The 16,665-nt window shown below is 72.0% G+C and carries 13 protein-coding genes; 11 read left to right on the top strand and 2 right to left on the bottom strand.

The features are described 5' to 3' along the window. Positions 1-28: 28 nt before the first annotated feature. On the bottom strand, positions 29-1,717 hold the full coding sequence (gene ctaD, locus FR742_RS09345) for a cytochrome c oxidase subunit I (protein WP_148030581.1): 1,689 nt from the start codon (positions 1,715-1,717) through the stop codon (positions 29-31). A gap of 175 nt (positions 1,718-1,892) precedes the next feature. On the opposite strand from ctaD, the gene FR742_RS09340 reads away from it, so the two are divergent. Then, a complete protein-coding gene (locus FR742_RS09340; RefSeq protein WP_148030580.1) occupies positions 1,893-3,098 on the top strand; it encodes an aminotransferase class I/II-fold pyridoxal phosphate-dependent enzyme in 1,206 nt (401 codons plus the stop codon). On the opposite strand, the gene FR742_RS09335 is transcribed toward FR742_RS09340, so the two are convergent. Then, positions 3,099-3,677 carry a hypothetical protein gene (locus tag FR742_RS09335; protein WP_148030579.1) on the bottom strand — a complete coding sequence of 193 codons (579 nt, stop codon included), beginning with the start codon at positions 3,675-3,677 and terminating at the stop codon, positions 3,099-3,101. Between the two features lie 54 nt (positions 3,678-3,731). Between FR742_RS09335 and FR742_RS09330 the strand changes: the two genes are divergently transcribed. From FR742_RS09330 to FR742_RS09285, 10 genes are all read left to right on the top strand, one after another. Then, positions 3,732-5,093, top strand: a complete 1,362-nt coding sequence (locus FR742_RS09330; protein ID WP_261808441.1) for an FAD-binding oxidoreductase — start codon at positions 3,732-3,734, stop codon at positions 5,091-5,093. Positions 5,094-5,266: 173 nt separating this feature from the next. Then, positions 5,267-7,681 carry a serine/threonine-protein kinase gene (locus FR742_RS09325; protein WP_261808440.1) on the top strand — a complete coding sequence of 805 codons (2,415 nt, stop codon included), beginning with the start codon at positions 5,267-5,269 and terminating at the stop codon, positions 7,679-7,681. Positions 7,682-7,760: 79 nt separating this feature from the next. After that, positions 7,761-8,387, top strand: coding sequence for a TetR/AcrR family transcriptional regulator (locus FR742_RS09320; protein WP_187281064.1), 627 nt, complete (start codon positions 7,761-7,763; stop codon positions 8,385-8,387). A gap of 53 nt (positions 8,388-8,440) precedes the next feature. Further along, positions 8,441-9,973, top strand: a complete 1,533-nt coding sequence (locus FR742_RS09315) for an acyl-CoA carboxylase subunit beta (protein ID WP_148034438.1) — start codon at positions 8,441-8,443, stop codon at positions 9,971-9,973. Beyond that, the gene (locus tag FR742_RS09310) at positions 9,970-11,892 is read left to right on the top strand and encodes a biotin carboxylase N-terminal domain-containing protein (RefSeq protein ID WP_148030577.1); all 1,923 of its coding nucleotides are present in this window, start codon (positions 9,970-9,972) and stop codon (positions 11,890-11,892) included. Before FR742_RS09315 ends, FR742_RS09310 begins: the two co-directional genes overlap by 4 nt. Then, positions 11,864-12,625, top strand: coding sequence for an enoyl-CoA hydratase/isomerase family protein (locus tag FR742_RS09305; RefSeq protein WP_148030576.1), 762 nt, complete (start codon positions 11,864-11,866; stop codon positions 12,623-12,625). The genes FR742_RS09310 and FR742_RS09305 overlap by 29 nt, the downstream gene beginning before the upstream one ends. Positions 12,626-12,645: 20 nt before the next feature. Continuing rightward, positions 12,646-14,340: an acyclic terpene utilization AtuA family protein gene (locus FR742_RS09300; protein WP_261808439.1), complete on the top strand. Its 1,695-nt coding sequence runs from the start codon at positions 12,646-12,648 to the stop codon at positions 14,338-14,340. Positions 14,341-14,355: 15 nt separating this feature from the next. Next, the gene (locus tag FR742_RS09295; RefSeq protein ID WP_148030575.1) at positions 14,356-15,189 is read left to right on the top strand and encodes a GNAT family N-acetyltransferase; all 834 of its coding nucleotides are present in this window, start codon (positions 14,356-14,358) and stop codon (positions 15,187-15,189) included. Between the two features lie 55 nt (positions 15,190-15,244). Continuing rightward, positions 15,245-16,267 carry a phosphotransferase family protein gene (locus FR742_RS09290; protein WP_148030574.1) on the top strand — a complete coding sequence of 341 codons (1,023 nt, stop codon included), beginning with the start codon at positions 15,245-15,247 and terminating at the stop codon, positions 16,265-16,267. Between the two features lie 102 nt (positions 16,268-16,369). Beyond that, positions 16,370-16,624: a hypothetical protein gene (locus FR742_RS09285; RefSeq protein ID WP_315970603.1), complete on the top strand. Its 255-nt coding sequence runs from the start codon at positions 16,370-16,372 to the stop codon at positions 16,622-16,624. Positions 16,625-16,665: the final 41 nt, after the last annotated feature.

Below are 16,665 nucleotides of genomic sequence, written 5' to 3'. Positions count from 1 at the left end.
AGCACCGCGACCTCTCGGGGGAAAGGTCTCACTTTGTTTCGCGGCGCTTGATCGCGGCCTGCTGGGCCTCCTTCAGCTCCGGCTTGTCGTCGGGCGGGTAGTGCAGGTCGAAGGCGGGCCGTTCGGAGCGGATCGGCGGCATGAAGGTGAAGTTGTGCCGGGGCGGCGGGCAGCTCGTGGCCCACTCCAGCGAGCCGGCGAACCCCCACGGGTCGTCGACGGTGACCTTGGGCGCCCGTCTGGCCGTCCTCCAGACGTTGTAGAGGAACGGCAGCGTCGAGGCGCCGAGCAGGAACGCCCCCGCCGAGGAGATCTCGTTGAGCAGGGTGAACCCGTCGCCGGGCGAGTAGTCGGCGTAGCGGCGCGGGAACCCGAGCATGCCCAGCCAGTGCTGCACCAGGAAGGTGGTGTGGAAGCCGATGAACAGCGTCCAGAAGTGGAGCTGGCCGAGCCGGTCGTCGAGCATCCGCCCGGTCATCTTGGGCCACCAGAAGTAGAACCCGGCGAACATGGCGAACACGACCGTGCCGAACACCACGTAATGGAAGTGGGCCACCACGAAGTAGGAGTCGGTGACCTGGAAGTCCAAGGGAGGCGAGCCCAGGATGACGCCGGTGAGCCCGCCGAGCAGGAAGGTGACGAGGAACCCGATGGCGAACATCATCGGCGCCTCGAAGGACAGGTGTCCCCGCCACATGGTGCCGATCCAGTTGAAGAACTTCACCCCGGTCGGCACCGCGATGAGGAAGGTCATGAAGGAGAAGAACGGCAGCAGCACCTGCCCGGTGGGGAACATGTGGTGCGCCCAGACGGTCATGGACAGCCCGGCGATGGCGATGGTCGCGCCGACCAGCCCGATGTAACCGAAGATCGGCTTGCGGCTGAAGACCGGGATGACCTCGGTGATGATGCCGAAGAACGGCAGCGCGATGATGTAGACCTCGGGATGGCCGAAGAACCAGAACAGGTGCTGGTAGAGGATCGGCCCGCCGTTGGACGGGTCGAACACCTGGGTGCCCAGCCGCCGGTCCGACTCCAGCACCAGCAGCGCGGCGGCCAGCACGGGGAACGCCATCAGCACGAGCATGCTGGTCAGCAGCACGTTCCAGGTGAAGATCGGCATCCGGAACATGGTCATGCCGGGCGCCCGCATGCCGATGATCGTGGTGATGAAGTTGACCGCGCCGAGGATCGTGCCGAGTCCGGCGAGGGCCAGCCCCATGATCCACAGGTCGCCGCCGACGCCGGGCGAGTAGGTGGCCGACGACAGCGGCGTGTAGGCGAACCAGCCGAAGCTCGCCGCCCCGCCCGGGGTGAAGAAGCCGGCCACCGCGATCAGGCCGCCGAACAGGAACAGCCAGAAGCTGACCGCGTTGAGCCGCGGGAAGGCCACGTCGGGCGCGCCGATCTGCAACGGCATGACCGCGTTGGCGAACCCGGCGAACAGCGGGGTGGCGAACAGCAGCAGCATGATCGTGCCGTGCATGGTGAACATCTGGTTGTAGGTCTCGGCGTCGACGACCTGCAGTCCCGGCGCCGCCAGCTCGGCCCGGATGATCATCGCCATGACCCCGCCGATCAGGAAGAACCCGAACGAGGAGATCAGATACAGGTAGCCGATCACCTTGTGATCGGTGGTCGACAGCCAGGACGCGATGACCGTCCCGGTGCGCCGTCGCCTGACCTGTTCGATCGAGGTCTCGCGAACGGTGGTCACGGCTGCTCCCTCCAGTAGAGGTGGCGTGCCTACCCATTCCACGCCAACGATCGACGTGCGTGAAGGAGTTTTTCGAAGATTGCCGATATGTCCCCTTCTCGGATGGCGGACGCGGGCCAGGACCGGCCCCAGGATCTTCTATCCTTCGTGTCAACCCGATCGGAGGAGAGATTTCGTGACCGCTTCGCGTGACTACGCCGCCCTCGCCCAGCGTGGGCTCTCGCTCGACCTCACCAGGGGGAAGCCGTCGCCGCGTCAGCTCGACCTCTCCAACGACATGCTGAGGCTGCCGGAGTCCTACCACGCGGCCGACGGCACCGACGCCCGCAACTACGGCGACCTGCAGGGCCTGCCCGAGCTGCGCGAGCTGTTCGGCCCGCTGCTGCAGGTGCCGCCGGCGCAGGTCGTGGTGGGCGGCAACGCCAGCCTCGCGCTCATGCACGACACGGTCGTGCACGCGCTGCTCGGCAAGGTGCCGGGCGCCGAGCGGCGGTGGGTGGAGGAGCCCGAGATCACCTTCCTGTGCCCGGTGCCCGGCTACGACCGCCACTTCACGATCTGTGAGCGGCTCGGCATCACGATGGTGGCCGTCCCGATGGGCCCTGACGGCCCCGACATGGACCTCGTCGAGCGGCTCGTGGCGAGCGACCCGAAGGTCAAGGGCATGTGGTGCGTGCCCAAGTACAGCAACCCGTCCGGCGTCGTCTACAGCGACGAGACCGTGCGCCGGCTCGCCGCCATGCCGGCGGCCGCCCCCGACTTCCGGATCTTCTGGGACAACGCCTACGCCGTCCACCACCTCACCGACACCCCGGCCGAGCTGGCCGACCTGCTCGCGCTCTGCGCCGCCCACGGCAACCCCGACCGGGCCCTCGTGTACGGCTCCACCTCCAAGGTGACGCTGGCCGGCGCGGGCGTGTCGTTCTTCGGCTCGTCCCCGGCGAACGTGGAGTGGTTCCTGGCCAACACCCGCAAGCAGTCCATCGGGCCCGACAAGCTCAACCAGCTGCGCCACGTCGAGTTCCTGCGCGACGCCGACGGGGTGGCCGCCCACATGCGCCGCCACGCCGAGCTGATCGCGCCCAAGTTCGAGCTGGTCGACCGGGTGCTGACCAAGGAGCTCGGCGGCCTCGCCACCTGGACCAGCCCGCGGGGCGGCTACTTCATCAGCCTGGAGGTGCCGCACGCCGCCGAGGTGGTGGCCAGGGCCAAGGCGGCGGGCATCGCGCTCACGCCCGCCGGGGCCACCCACCCGTACGGCGAGGACCCGGACGACCGCGTGATCCGGATCGCCCCCACCTACCCCGAGCTGGACGAGCTGGAGCAGGCCATCCTCGGCCTGACCGTGTGCGTGCGGCTGGTGGCGGAAGAGCGCGCCTGATCAGAGCTTCCCGGCGGGGGGCCGGAAGCCGAAGATGTACTGACGCGTCTCGTGCGGGTGGAAGGTGACGTCGACCCCGGGCTCGAAGGCGACGTTGTCGCGGGAGCAGTAGCAGAGGCTCTCCCAGACGGCGTACGCCTTCTCCCGGGCGGGCCCCTCGGCCTCGTCGCGCTTGCGCGCCCCGTACGCGCCGAGCACGAGCAGCAGCCCGACCCCCCAGAACACGCCGGTCAGGCAGAACGGCGCGAGCAGCACCTCCGCCCAGCCGGAGAACTTGCCCATCGCGATCACCAGCGACACGACCAGGTGCAGCAGGGCCGCCACGCCGAGCAGGACGTACCCCTGGTTCCTGGTCCAGGGCGTGTAGTGGCGGCTGGGGAACGACAACCAGACCGCGAGCTGCGTACGGCTCATCTGGTGTTTGGACGCGCCCAGCGCGGCTCGCGAGGGCAGGTCGGCGACCTCACGATCGCCGGGCAGCCTGACCCGCCCGATCCGATACGTCGTGCCCGCCGCCACGACCCCCGGCACCGCGATGACCTGATCTACCAGCCCGCATGCCGGACACTTCACTTCCACCCGCCGCAGTCTCTCCGTAAAACGACACTCCATGCAAACCGTAAGGTTCTTCATGTGAGACCCATTGACGCCCTGGTGAGTTCCCTGCCCGACGGCCGGGTCGTGACCGACCCCGACGTGATCGACTCCTACGCCCGCGACCGCACGTTCGTGGAGCCCGGCAAACCGCTCGCCGCGGTGCTGGCCGGCTCGCGCGACGACGTGGTGGCCACGCTGCGCTGGGCGAGCGAGCACCGGGTGCCGGTCGTGCCGCGCGGCGCGGGCACCGGGCTCGCCGGCGGCGCGACCGCGGGCGACGGCGCGGTCATCCTCTCCCTGGCCAGGATGGACCAGATCAGGGAGCTCGCCCCCGCCGACGAGATCGCCGTGGCCGAGCCCGGCGTGATCACCGCCGACCTCGACCGGGCCGCCAGGGAGCACGGGCTGATGTACGCGCCGGACCCTTCCTCGTACGAGATCTCCACGATCGGCGGCAACCTGGCGACGAACGCGGGCGGGCTGCGCTGCGTCAAGTACGGCGTCACCCGCGACTCGGCGCTCGGGCTGGAGGTGGTGCTGGCCGACGGGCGGATCCTGAACACCGGGCGGCGCACCATGAAGGGCGTCACCGGCTATGACCTGACCGGCCTGTTCGTCGGCTCCGAGGGCACGCTGGGCGTGATCACCGCCGCCACCGTGCGGCTGCGGCCGGTCCCGGCGGCGGCGCCGGCGACGTTCGCGGCCGAGTTCGGCTCGCTGCGCGACGCGGGCGCGGCGGTGTCGGCGATCATGGCGGCGGGGTGCCAGCCGTCGCTGATGGAGCTGCTCGACCGGGCCACGCTGGAGGCCATCGACGACTGGCGCAACATCGGCCTGGAGGCGGGCACGATGGCCATGCTCATCGGCCAGTCCGACGCCTCCGACGGCCAGGCCGCCGCCGCCCGCATGGAGCGGCTCTGCCTCGACAACGGCGCCACGTTCGTGGCCGTCTCCTCCAGCCCGCAGGAGACCGAGGAGCTGATCGGGCTGCGCCGGATGGCCTACCAGGCCAAGGAGCGGCTCGGCGCGTGCCTGGTCGAGGACGTGTGCGTGCCCCGCTCGGTGCTGCCCGACATGATCGGCGCGATCGAGGCCGCCGCCGCCCGGCACGGCGTGCGCATCTGCACCGTGGCGCACGCCGGCGACGGCAACCTGCACCCGGTGTTCGTCTTCGAGCACGGTACGAGCGAGCCGCCGCCCGAGGTGTGGGCCGCGGCGGACGAGGTGTTCACGCGGGCCCTGGAGCTGGGCGGCACGCTCACCGGCGAGCACGGGGTCGGCGTGCTCAAGCGGCGCTGGCTGGCGCTGGAGACGGGGCCGGTGGCGCGGGAGGTGCAGCACGGCATCAAGGCCGTCTTCGACCCGCTGAACATCCTCAACCCGGGCAAGGCGATCTGACCGGTGGCCGGTTGTTCACCAAGACGTGACCTCGGCCGCGAATCCCGTAACGACCTGCGTGAAAACGCTGACACGCGAGCGTCAGACAGAGAAGATATTCCAGGTAGCGACTCATACCAATAGTCACGCTGGTAGCGTTTTGCCCCAGCGATCGTTCTGTATGGGGGTCCGGGGTGAGTCAGTTCCAGCCGTTGATGGCGGACGACCCGCAACGGCTGGGCGCGTTCGAGATCGTCGCCCGGCTAGGCGAGGGTGGCCAGGGGGTGGTCTACCTTGGCCGGACGGCGTCCGGCGAGCAGGTCGCCGTCAAGCTTCTGCACAATGCCCTGGCGGCCGACCCGGAAGCCAGGAGCCGCTTCCTGCGCGAGGTCGCGGTGGCCCAGCGGGTCGCCCGGTTCTGCACCGCGCCGGTGCTCCACGCCGACCTGGAGGGCAGCCGGCCGTACATCGTCAGCGAGTTCGTGCAGGGGCCGTCGCTGCGTGAGCTGGTGATCAACGAGGGCCCGCGCCGGGGGGCGGCGCTCGAACGGCTCGCGATCAGCACCGCGACCGCCCTGGCGGCCATCCACCGGGCGGGCATCCTGCACCGCGACTTCAAGCCAGCCAACGTGCTCATGGGCCCCGAAGGGCCCGTGGTGATCGACTTCGGCATCGCCCGCGCCCTCGACGCGCCCGGCGCGACCGCGACCGGCATGGCCATGGGCACCCCGTCCTACCTCGCGCCCGAGCAGCTCACCGGCACCGCGCCGGTGTCGGAGGCGGCGGACGTGTTCGCGTGGGGCGTCACCATGGTGTACGCCGCCACCGGCAAGCCGGCCTTCGGCGCCGACTCGATCCCGGTGGTGATGAACCGCATCCTCCACCAGGAGCCGCAGCTCGGCGGCATGGAGGGGCGGCTGGCCGAACTGGTGGCGCTCTGCCTGTCGAAGGACCCCGGCCAGCGGCCGTCGGCCGACCGGCTGATCGTCGAGCTGACGGGCCAGCCGGCGCCCAACGCGGCCATCGAACCGGTCTCGGGCCCTCAGGCCCAGCGCCCCTACGAGCCCGCCCCGTACCCCTCCCCCGAAGGAGCCACCCCCTTCGGCGCGGGCCCCTCCGAGGGCCTTGGAACGCGGCAGACCCCCGCCCACCCAGGCCACGCGGCAGCAGCCCACCTGGCCGCCCATCCCGGCACGAACCAACCCGGACCGGGCCAACCTGGGTCGGGCCACCTGGCCGCCCAGCCCGGAGCGGGCCAGCCGGGCGCCCAGCCCGGAGCGGGCCAGCCGGGCGCCCAGCCTGGGACAGGCCAGCCGGGCGCTCAGCCTGGGACAGGCCAGCCGGGCGCTCAGCCTGGCACGGGATACCCGGCCGGTCAGCCTGGGACGGGCCAGCCGGGCGTGCAGCCCGGACCTAGCGGTCCGCAGAATCCGTGGATGCCTGGGGCCGCGGCCGACGCCATGCCGCACACGGGCGCGTACGGCCCGCCCGGAGGCGCGCCCGAGACCACCGGCGGCGGCGCTCCCGGCGGGCACCCGGCGATGCACGGGTCGCCCGGCATGGGCGCCCAGCCTCCGTTCCCGGGGGCGCAGCATCCCGGCCAGGCGGGACCCGCCGCCCACGGCCAGGGCGGCCCTGGACACGCCGGTCCTGTCGCGCAAGGCGGACCGGGATCCGCGGGCCAGGGCGGACCGGGGCACCCGGGATCCGCGGGCCAAGGCGGACCGGGGCAGGGCGGGCCTTTCGGCCCCGGTCAGCAAGGTCCCGGGCAGCAAGGTCCCGGGCAGCAAGGTCCTGGGCGGGCGCCGCGTGAGCCGATGTCCAAGCAGCGGCGGTCGCTCACGTTCGCGCTCTCCGGAGCCGCGGCCGCGGCGCTGCTGGTGGTGGTCGGCGCCGTCGTGGTGCAGGCCAACGCCAAATCCACGCCCGTGATGAACGTGGACAACGCCACCGCCTCCACGGCCCCCGCGTCCCAGCCCCCGCCGACCCCGGACACGTACTCCCCGGTCCCCACCCCGGACCTGGAGGAGCCGAAGCCGACCAAGACCCGGAAGAAGAAGACCGACGAGGCCACCGCCAGGCCCGACACGATCACGGTCCCCACCACCCGCCCGACGACCACCAAGCCGTCATCGTCGCCGTCGCCCACGAAAAAGAAGAAGAAGCGGAACACCCTCGTCGAGCCGGACCTGGAGCCGACGACGCAGCCCACGAGCGGCGGCGAGCAGACGGACCTGCCGACCAAGCCGCGACCCAAGCCGCTGGTCAAGAACACCACGAACGTGGTCGCCCTCTGCGGCACCGGCTACAAGGTGATCAACCAGCGCAAGCTCGCCGACAAGTCCGGCCGGGACACTGCCATGATCTACCTGCTCTACCACACCGGTCAGGGCAAGAACTGCGTGGTGACCAAGTCGCTCTACGTGCATACCGACAAGGTCGCGATGAGCGCCCACCTCCAGGTCAAGGGCGGCGCGCAGGCCGACGACCCGGGCCGCTTCACCCGGCACGCCGGCCCGATCCGGCTGGCCGCCAAGAAGAAGTGCGTCATCTGGGGCGGCACCTTCGAGGGCGTGAGCTGGAAGTCCGGCTGGAGCCACTGCGGCTGAGCCGCGAGCCTCGCGGGCCGCGCTCCCTCCGGGGGTGCGGCCCTTCTCATGCGGGCAGGATGGCGCTACCGTTCCTGACGTGATCGTCAAGTCTCTGACCCAGCGGGGGAAGCGGACCCGCGCCGCTCTCCTCACGGCGGGGCGGGACGCGTTCGAGGAGTGCGGGTACGACGGGGTACGGGTCGACGACGTGTGCGCGCGGGCCGGGGTCTCCCATGGCACGTTCTACACGTACTTCGACTCCAAGGAGGCGCTGTTCGCCGAGGTCGCGGAGGCGGTGGTGGGCGAGATGTTCGCGGCGAACGTGGTCGGCCCGTCCGCGCCCGCCGACCCGTACGCGCGGATAGCCGCCGCCAACCGGCTCTACCTGCGGGCCTGGTCGGCGAACTCGCGCCTGGTGCGGATGCTGGAGCACGCGGCCACCGTCGACGACCGGTTCGGCGGCCTGCTGCTGGAGCTGCGCGAGGTGTTCGTGCGGCGCGGCGAGGAGGGGCTGCGGCGGCTGCAGCAGCAGGGCCTGGCCGACGCGTCGCTCGACCCCAGGCTGACCGCGATCATGCTCGGCGGCATGGTGGAGCAGTTCGCGCACGTGTGGCTGGACCTCGGCGAGCGGGCGAGCGAGGAGGCCGCCGTGGACCATCTCACGCGGCTGTGGGCGCGGGCCATCGGGCTGACGCCGCCGTCAGGTTCCGGGGAGGAAGCGTGATCATCAGCAGGCTCGACCCCGGCGCGGACGACTACGCGCGCCGCCGCGAGGCGATGCTCGCCAAGCTGGCGGAGCTGGACGCCGAGCACGCCAAGGCGGTCGCGGGCGGCGGCGCCAAGTACGTCGAGCGCCACCGCCGGCGCGGCAAGCTGCTCGCCCGCGAGCGGATCGAGCTGCTCGTCGACCCCGACTCGCCGTTCCTTGAGCTGTCACCGCTGGCCGCCTGGGGCAGCGACTTCCCGGTGGGGGCGAGCGTGGTGACCGGCATCGGGGTGATCGAGGGCGTCGAGTGCCTGATCAGCGCGAACGATCCGACGGTCAGGGGCGGCGCGTCCAACCCGTGGACGCTGCGCAAGACGCTGCGGGCCGCCGACATCGCCTTCGAGAACCGCCTGCCGTACGTGAACCTCGTGGAGAGCGGCGGCGCCGACCTGCCGACCCAGAAGGAGATCTTCATCCCGGGCGGCCGGATCTTCCGCGACCTGACGCGGCTGTCGGCCGCCGGGATCCCGACGATCGCGCTGGTGTTCGGCAACTCCACGGCCGGCGGCGCGTACGTCCCGGGGATGAGCGACTACACGGTGATGGTGCGCGAGCGCGCCAAGGTGTTCCTGGGCGGGCCGCCGCTGGTGAAGATGGCGACCGGCGAGGAGTCCGACGACGAGTCGCTGGGCGGGGCCGAGATGCACGCCCGGGTGAGCGGCCTGGCCGACTACCTCGCCGCCGACGAGCACGACGCGCTGCGCATCGGCCGCCGCGTCGTCGGCTCGCTCCACTGGCGCAAGCAGGGCGCCGAACCGTACCCGGTGCGGGAGCCCGCGTACCCGGCGGAGGAGCTGCTGGGGATCGTGCCGGAGGACCTGAAGGTGCCGTTCGACCCGCGCGAGGTGATCGCCCGGGTGGTCGACGGCAGCGCGTTCGAGGAGTTCAAGCCGCTGTACGGGGCGTCGCTCGTGACGGGCTGGGCCCGGCTGCACGGCTATCCGGTGGGCGTCCTGGCCAACGCCCGCGGGGTGCTGTTCAGCGAGGAGGCGCAGAAGGCCACCCAGTTCATCCAGCTCGCCAACCAGACCCGCACCCCGCTGGTCTTCCTGCAGAACACCACCGGCTACATGGTCGGCAAGGAGTACGAGCAGGGCGGCATCATCAAGCACGGCGCGATGATGATCAACGCGGTGTCCAACTCGACCGTGCCGCACCTGACCGTGGTCATGGGCGCCTCGTACGGGGCGGGCAACTACGGCATGTGCGGTCGCGCGTACGGGCCCAGGTTCCTGTTCAGCTGGCCGAGCGCGAAGTCGGCGGTGATGGGGCCGGCGCAGCTCGCCGGGGTGCTGTCGATCGTCGGCCGCGCCGCGGCCGGGGCGCGCGGCCAGGTGTACGACGAGGAGGCCGACGCGGCGATGCGGGCGATGGTGGAGGCGCAGGTGGAGGCGGAGTCGCTGCCGTTCTTCCTGTCGGGCAGGCTCTACGACGACGGGGTGATCGACCCGCGTGACACCCGTACGGTGCTCGGCCTGTGCCTGTCGGCGGTCAACAGCGCGCCGGTGCCGGAGCCGGCCGGGTTCGGGGTGTTCCGGCCATGATCAGGCGTCTGCTGGTGGCGAACCGGGGCGAGATCGCCCGCCGCGTCTTCCGTACCTGCCGTGAGCTGGGCGTCGAGACCGTGGCTCTCTACTCCGACGCGGACGCGGACGCGCCGCACGTGGCGGAGGCCGATCTCGCGGTGCGGCTGAGCGGGGTGAAGCCCGCCGGGACGTATCTGGCGATCGACCGGGTGATCGAGGCGTGCCGGGTGTCGGGGGCGGACGCGGTCCATCCCGGCTACGGATTCCTGTCGGAGAACGCGGCCTTCGCCCGTGCCGTGCTGGACGCGGGCCTGACCTGGGTCGGGCCGCCGCCGGACGCCATCGCGGCGATGGGCTCGAAGACCGGGGCCAAGCGGCTGATGGCGGAGGCCGGGGTGCCGGTGCTGCCGACGCTCGACCCGGCCGCGCCCGGGGAGTTCCCGGTGCTGGTGAAGGCGTCGGCGGGCGGCGGCGGGCGCGGCATGCGGGTGGTGCGCGACCCCGCGGACCTGGCTCGGCAGGTGGAGTCGGCGCGGCGGGAGGCGGAGGCGGCGTTCGGCGACGGCGGCGTGTTCGTCGAGCCGCTGCTGGAGCGGGCCAGGCACGTCGAGGTGCAGGTGCTGGCCGACGGCCACGGCACCGTGTGGGCGCTGGGCGAGCGGGAGTGCAGCGTCCAGCGCAGGCACCAGAAGGTCGTCGAGGAGTGCCCGTCGCCGGCGGTGACGCCGGAGCTGCGGGCCCGGCTGGCGGACGCGGCCGTGCGCGCCGCCCGCGCCATCGGGTACACCGGGGCGGGGACGGTCGAGTTCCTGGTGGCGGGCGATCGGGTGGCGTTCCTGGAGGTGAACACCCGGCTGCAGGTCGAGCATCCGGTGACCGAGCTGGTCTACGGGGTCGACCTGGTCCGCCTGCAACTGGAGGTGGCCGAGGGCGCCCGCCTGCCGGAGGCCCCGCCCGAGCCGCGCGGGCACGCGGTGGAGGCCCGGCTGTACGCCGAGGACCTCGCGTACCTGCCGCAGTCGGGGGTGCTGCACCGGTTCGAGGTGACCGGCGCGGTGCGGGTGGACGCGGGGGTGGAGAGCGGGTCGGTGGTGTCCCCGCACTACGACCCCATGCTGGCCAAGATCGTCGGGTACGGTGCGACGCGCGGCGAGGCGGTGCGGAAGCTGGCCTCCGCCCTGCGGGGCGCCCGCCTCCACGGGGTCACCACCAACCGGGACATGCTCCTCCAGGTCCTGAAAAATCCTGCTTTCGAGCGAGGCGACACCCACACCGGCTTCCTCGACGAGCATCCGCCCTTGCCTCCCCCGCCTCCCGGCGCCCGGGAGGCGCTGGCCGCCGCCCTGGCCATGGCCCGCGCCGGCCGCGACCGCGCCCCGGTCCTGCGCAGCCTTCCCTCCGGCTGGCGCAACGTCCGCTCGCAGCCTCGTACGGCCCGCTTCGAGGAGACCGAGGCCACCTACGACCCCCTCCCGCCCGGCACCGCCGTGGTCGCGGTGACCCCTCTGCCCGTTGTCCGGACCGGCTCCGACGGCGGGGCGTATCGAGTGGTCCTGGAGACGGACGGGGTGCGGCGGGCGTTCGAGGTGTGCTGGTACGGGGACGGGAAGGTGTACGCCGACGGGCCGGAGGGCGCCGCCGTGCTGACGCCCGTGCCACGCCTGCCGGAGCCGGTGGAGCACGTCGCCCCCGGCTCGCTGCTGGCCCCGATGCCGGGCAGCGTGCTGCGGGTGGAGGTGGAGCCGGGTGACCGGGTGGCGAAGGGCACCCCGATCCTGGTGCTCGAAGCGATGAAGATGGAACACGCGGTCACCGCCCCCGCGGCGGGCGTGGTCGCGACCGTGCACGTGGAGAAGGGCCGGCAGGTCGACGCGGGCGCCGTGCTGGCGGTGATCAGGGAGAGTGACGATGACGGAGCTGGTGCACAGCGACCTTGAGCACGGGGTCGCGACCGTGACCCTGGACTCGCCGAAGAACCGCAACGCGTTGTCCACCAGGCTGCTGGGCGACCTGGAGTCCCACCTGAAGCAGGCGATCGCCGACGACGCGGCGCGGGTGATCGTGCTCACCGGCGCCGGTCCGGTGTTCTGCTCGGGCGCGGACCTGAAGGAGCAGCGCGACCCGGACGCCGCGCCGGTGACCACGTCGCTGCCGGACATCCTGACCATGATCTGGCACAGCCCGAAGCCGGTGGTCTGCCGCCTCAACGGCACCGCCCGCGCCGGCGGCATCGGCCTGGTGACGGCGTGCGACGTCGCGATCGCGCCCGACACGGCGTCGTTCGCGTTCTCGGAGGTGCGGCTCGGCGTGGTGCCCGCCATGATCGCGGTGCCGGTGCTGCGCAAGGTGAACCCGCGGGCGGCGTCGGAGTACCTCTTGACCGGCGAGGTGTTCGACGCGGCCAGGGCGGTGGAGATCGGCCTGCTCAACCGGGCGGTGCCCGAGGCGGAGCTGGACGCGACCGTGCGCCACTACACCGGCATGCTGGTCAAGGGCGGTCCCGAGTCGCTGGCGATCACCAAGATGCTGCTCTGCGAGCTGCCGGGGGTGTCGTTCGAGGAGGGCGTGCGCCGGATGGCCGCCCTGTCGGCCGAGCGGTTCACCTCCGAGGAGGGGCAGGAGGGCATCGCCGCCTTCATGGACAAGCGCCCGCCCCGCTGGGTCCCGTGAGTCATCCGGTGGATCGCGCTGTGGACCACTCTGTGCTCCGGGTGGCCAACTGCAGCGGCTTCTACGGCGACCGGCTGTCGGCGGCCCGCGAGATGGTCGAGGGCGGCCCGATCGACGTGCTCACCGGCGACTGGCTGGCCGAGCTGACCATGCTCATCCTGGCCGGCAACCGGCTCAAGGGCCGGCCCGGCTACGCGCCGACGTTCCTGCGTCAACTGGAGGACGTCCTCGGCGCCTGCCTGGAGCGCGGCATCAAGATCGTGTCCAACGCGGGCGGCCTCGACCCGGCGGGCTGCGCCGACGCGGTGCGCGAGCTCGCCGCCAGGCTCGGCCTCTCCCCCAGGGTCGCGCACGTCACCGGCGACGATCTCACCGGCCGCGACCTGGACCTGGTCAACGCCGACACCGGCGAGCGCCTCACGGCCACCCCGCTCACGGCCAACGCCTACCTGGGCGGCCGGCCGATCGCCGCCGCCCTGTCGGCGGGCGCCGACGTCGTGGTCACCGGCCGCGTCACGGACGCGGCCCTGGTGACGGGTCCGGGCATCTGGCGGTACGGCTGGGGGCCCGCCGATCTCGACCCGCTGGCGGGATCGGTGGTCGCCGGCCACATCATCGAGTGCGGCTGCCAGGCGACGGGCGGCAACTACGCGTTCTTCCAGGACGTCCCGGACCTGGCCCGCTGCGGCTTCCCGATCGCCGAGCTGCACGCCGACGGCTCGTGCGTGATCACCAAGCACCCCGGCACGGGCGGGCTGGTCTCGGTGGGCACGGTCACGGCGCAGCTGCTGTACGAGATCGCGGGCCCGCGCTACCCCGGCCCCGACGTGGTGGCCAGGTTCGACACCGTCGCCCTGTCGTCCGACGGCCCCGACCGGGTCCGTGTCACGGGCGCCCGCGGCGAGCCGCCGCCTGACACGCTCAAGGTCGCGGTCAACTACCTGGCCGGTTACCGCAACACGATGACCCTCGTGCTCACCGGGCTCGACATCGAGGACAAGGCCCGGGTGGCGGAGGAGACGATCTGGGCGCGGATCCCGAAGGACTCCTTCGACCACGTGGACGTCACGCTCACCGGCCACGGCCTGCTCAGGATCACGGTCATGGACGCCGACCAGCGCAAGGCGGGCCGGGCGTTCTCCTCCGCCGTGGTGGAGACGGGCCTCGCCGGCTACCCCGGCTTCTACGGTCTCACCCCTCCAGGCCCGGCGTCCCCGTACGGCGTCTACTGGCCTGTCCTGGTGCCGGCGTCGGAGGTCCGCCCCGAGGTGTACATGGACGGCGAGCGGGTCCCGCTGGACGCCCCCGAGGACGTCGGCGAGCCCACGGACGCGCCGCCGCCACCCCGGGAGCCGGAGACGCCCGAACGTCTGGAAGGCGGGGCGAGTGTGCGGATGCCGCTGGGGCGGATCGCCGGGGCGCGGTCGGGGGACAAGGGCGGCAACGCCAACCTGGGCGTGTGGACCACCACTCCCGAGCGCTACGCCTGGCTGGCCGCCCAGCTCACCACCGAGCGCCTGAAGTCCCTGCTGCCCGAGCTGGCCCCGTACCGAGTCGACCGCTACGCGCTGCCCAACCTCAACGCGCTGAACTTCGTGATCCACGGGCTGCTCGGCCGCGGCGTGGCCGCCAGCCCGCGCATGGACCCCCAGGCCAAGGCGCTCGGCGAGGAGCTGCGTGCCTGCCCGGTGGAGGTGCCCGCGCGCCTCGTGTAAACCATTTGAGCCGGTATGTCCCCGTACACGAGGATGACCGGCATGCCGGTGCGCCGATTGACCCTCGACGACCTGGACGACTGCGGCCGGTTGGCCGAGGACCGCGGCTGGCTGCCGGAGCGGCACAAGTGGACGCTGCTGTTCGAGGTCGGCGAGGTGTACGGGATCGACGCGCCCGACGGCGACGGCCTGGCCTCCACGACCGTCCTGACCCGTTACGGCGACGGCCACGCGGTCGTCAGCATGGTGCTCACCGCCGCCAGGTACGCCCGCAAGGGGATGGCCCGCGGGCTGATGGAGCACGTGCTCGCGCGGGCCGGCGACCGCGTCGTGTCGCTGCACGCCACCGAGTACGGCAGACCGCTGTACGAGAGCCTCGGGTTCCGCACGGCCGGCCGGGTGGCCAGGCGCACCGGCGTCTTCCGCGGCGCGCCCTCGGGCCGCACCCGGGTCGCCACGGAGTCGGATCTCGGCGCGATCCTGGCGCTGGACGCGGAGGTGTTCGGCACGGACCGGTCGGCGTTGCTGCGCCGCATGGCCGGGTTCGGGAAGCGGGTGCGGGTGGCCGAGGGCGGGTTCGGCCACTGCTGGCGCAACGACGACAACGTGGTGATCGGCCCGGTCGTGGCCCGCGACGAGGAGACCGCCCGCGCCCTGATCGGCGACCTGGCCCTGGACGCGGGCGGCGAGGTGCGGATGGACCTCGACCTGGCACAGGACGGCCTGACGCGGTGGGCCGGCGAGCACGGCGTCGGCGCTCCGTGGGAGGTGTCGCTGATGGTGCGGGGCGGCGACCTGCCCGGCGACCGGTCGCGGCAGTTCCTGCCGTTCATGCAAGCGCTCGGGTGACTTCGCAGCGTTAGGATGAGGCTTTCCAGAATGTGATTCGGGTCGAAAGGCGGCCATGTCCTCCACCCATATCGACGTCAGCGCCGTCGACCTCGATGAGCTCGGCGCCTGGATGGACGAGCAGGGCCTGCCCGGAGGCCCGATCACGGCGGTCGCGCCGGTCTCCGGCGGCACCCAGAACGTGATGGTCCGCTTCGAGCGCGGCGGGGTCCCGTACATCCTGCGCAGGCCGCCGCAGCACGCGCGGGCCAAGAGCAACGAGGTGCTGCGGCGCGAGGCCCGCGTGCTGGCCGCGCTGCGCGACACGCCGGTCGCGGCGCCCCGGCTGGTGGCCGCGCAGGCCGTGCGGGAGCCGGTTTTCTACCTGATGGAGCCGGTCGACGGGTTCAACCCCTCGACCGGGCTGCCGGAGCCGCACGCGAGCGACGCCGCCATCCGCCACCGGATGGCGCTGGAGGCGGCCTCGGCGCTGGCCGAGCTGGGCCGGGTGGACCCGGGCCTGCTGCCGGGCTTCGGCCGGCCTGAAGGGTTCCTGGAGCGCCAGGTGCCGCGCTGGATGCGCGAGCTCGACTCCTACGGCGAGCTCGCCGGCTATCCGGGGCCTGACATCCCCGGCCTGGAGGAGACGGCGCGCTGGCTGGAGAGCAACAGGCCCGCCTCGTTCCGGCCGGGGATCATGCACGGCGACTTCCACTTCGCGAACCTGATGTTCGCGCCCGACGGCCCGCGCGTGGCGGCCATCGTCGACTGGGAGATGTGCACGATCGGCGATCCGCTGCTCGACCTCGGGTGGCTGGTGGCGATGTGGCCCATGGCCGACGGTTACGTCCCCGGACTGGCCTCGCCGCGCGAGATCGTCGACTGCTACGCGGCGCTGTCCGACCGCGATCTGTCCGCCATCGACTGGTACGCGGTCATGGCGTGCTTCAAGCTGGGCATCGTGCTCGAAGGCACCCATGCGAGGGCATTCGCCGGGAAAGCCCCCAAGGACATCGGTGACCTGCTGCATGCCGCCACACTCGACCTCTTCGCCCGTGCAGGGCACATCATGCGTAACTCTCTCGAATCACCCACATAACATCCAATATCCTGATTTTCCCGAAAAACGATCACAGGGCAGCCCACGGACCGTACAATTGCGCGCAATTGCCGCGTAGTTCGGGGAAGGGTCGTCATGCGGATGCGGTTCCTTGGGTCCACGTCGGAGGCGGGCGCCTGCCCCACCCTCTACGAGACGGATCGCGGCACGATCGTCGTCCAGGGACTTCAGGTCTCGGACCCCGAGGCGCTCGCGGACCTGCGTGACGTGCTCGACGGCGAGACGGCGGTCGAGGTGCCGCGCGAGCTGCTCACCGAAATCGCGGCCCGGGTCCTGCCCGAAATCACGGCAACCGCTTTCCAGGGCAGTGCCCCCGTACAACCAGCGACCGGCTGATCACAATTGCGCGAACAGGCCTGGCATGATCCGGGATCACA

The sequence above is a fragment of the Nonomuraea sp. C10 genome, assembly GCF_008017515.1.
GTDB lineage: Bacteria > Actinomycetota > Actinomycetes > Streptosporangiales > Streptosporangiaceae > Nonomuraea > Nonomuraea ferruginea.
Note: the sequence above shows the minus strand (reverse complement) of the source record. Positions and strands in the feature narration are given on the sequence as shown.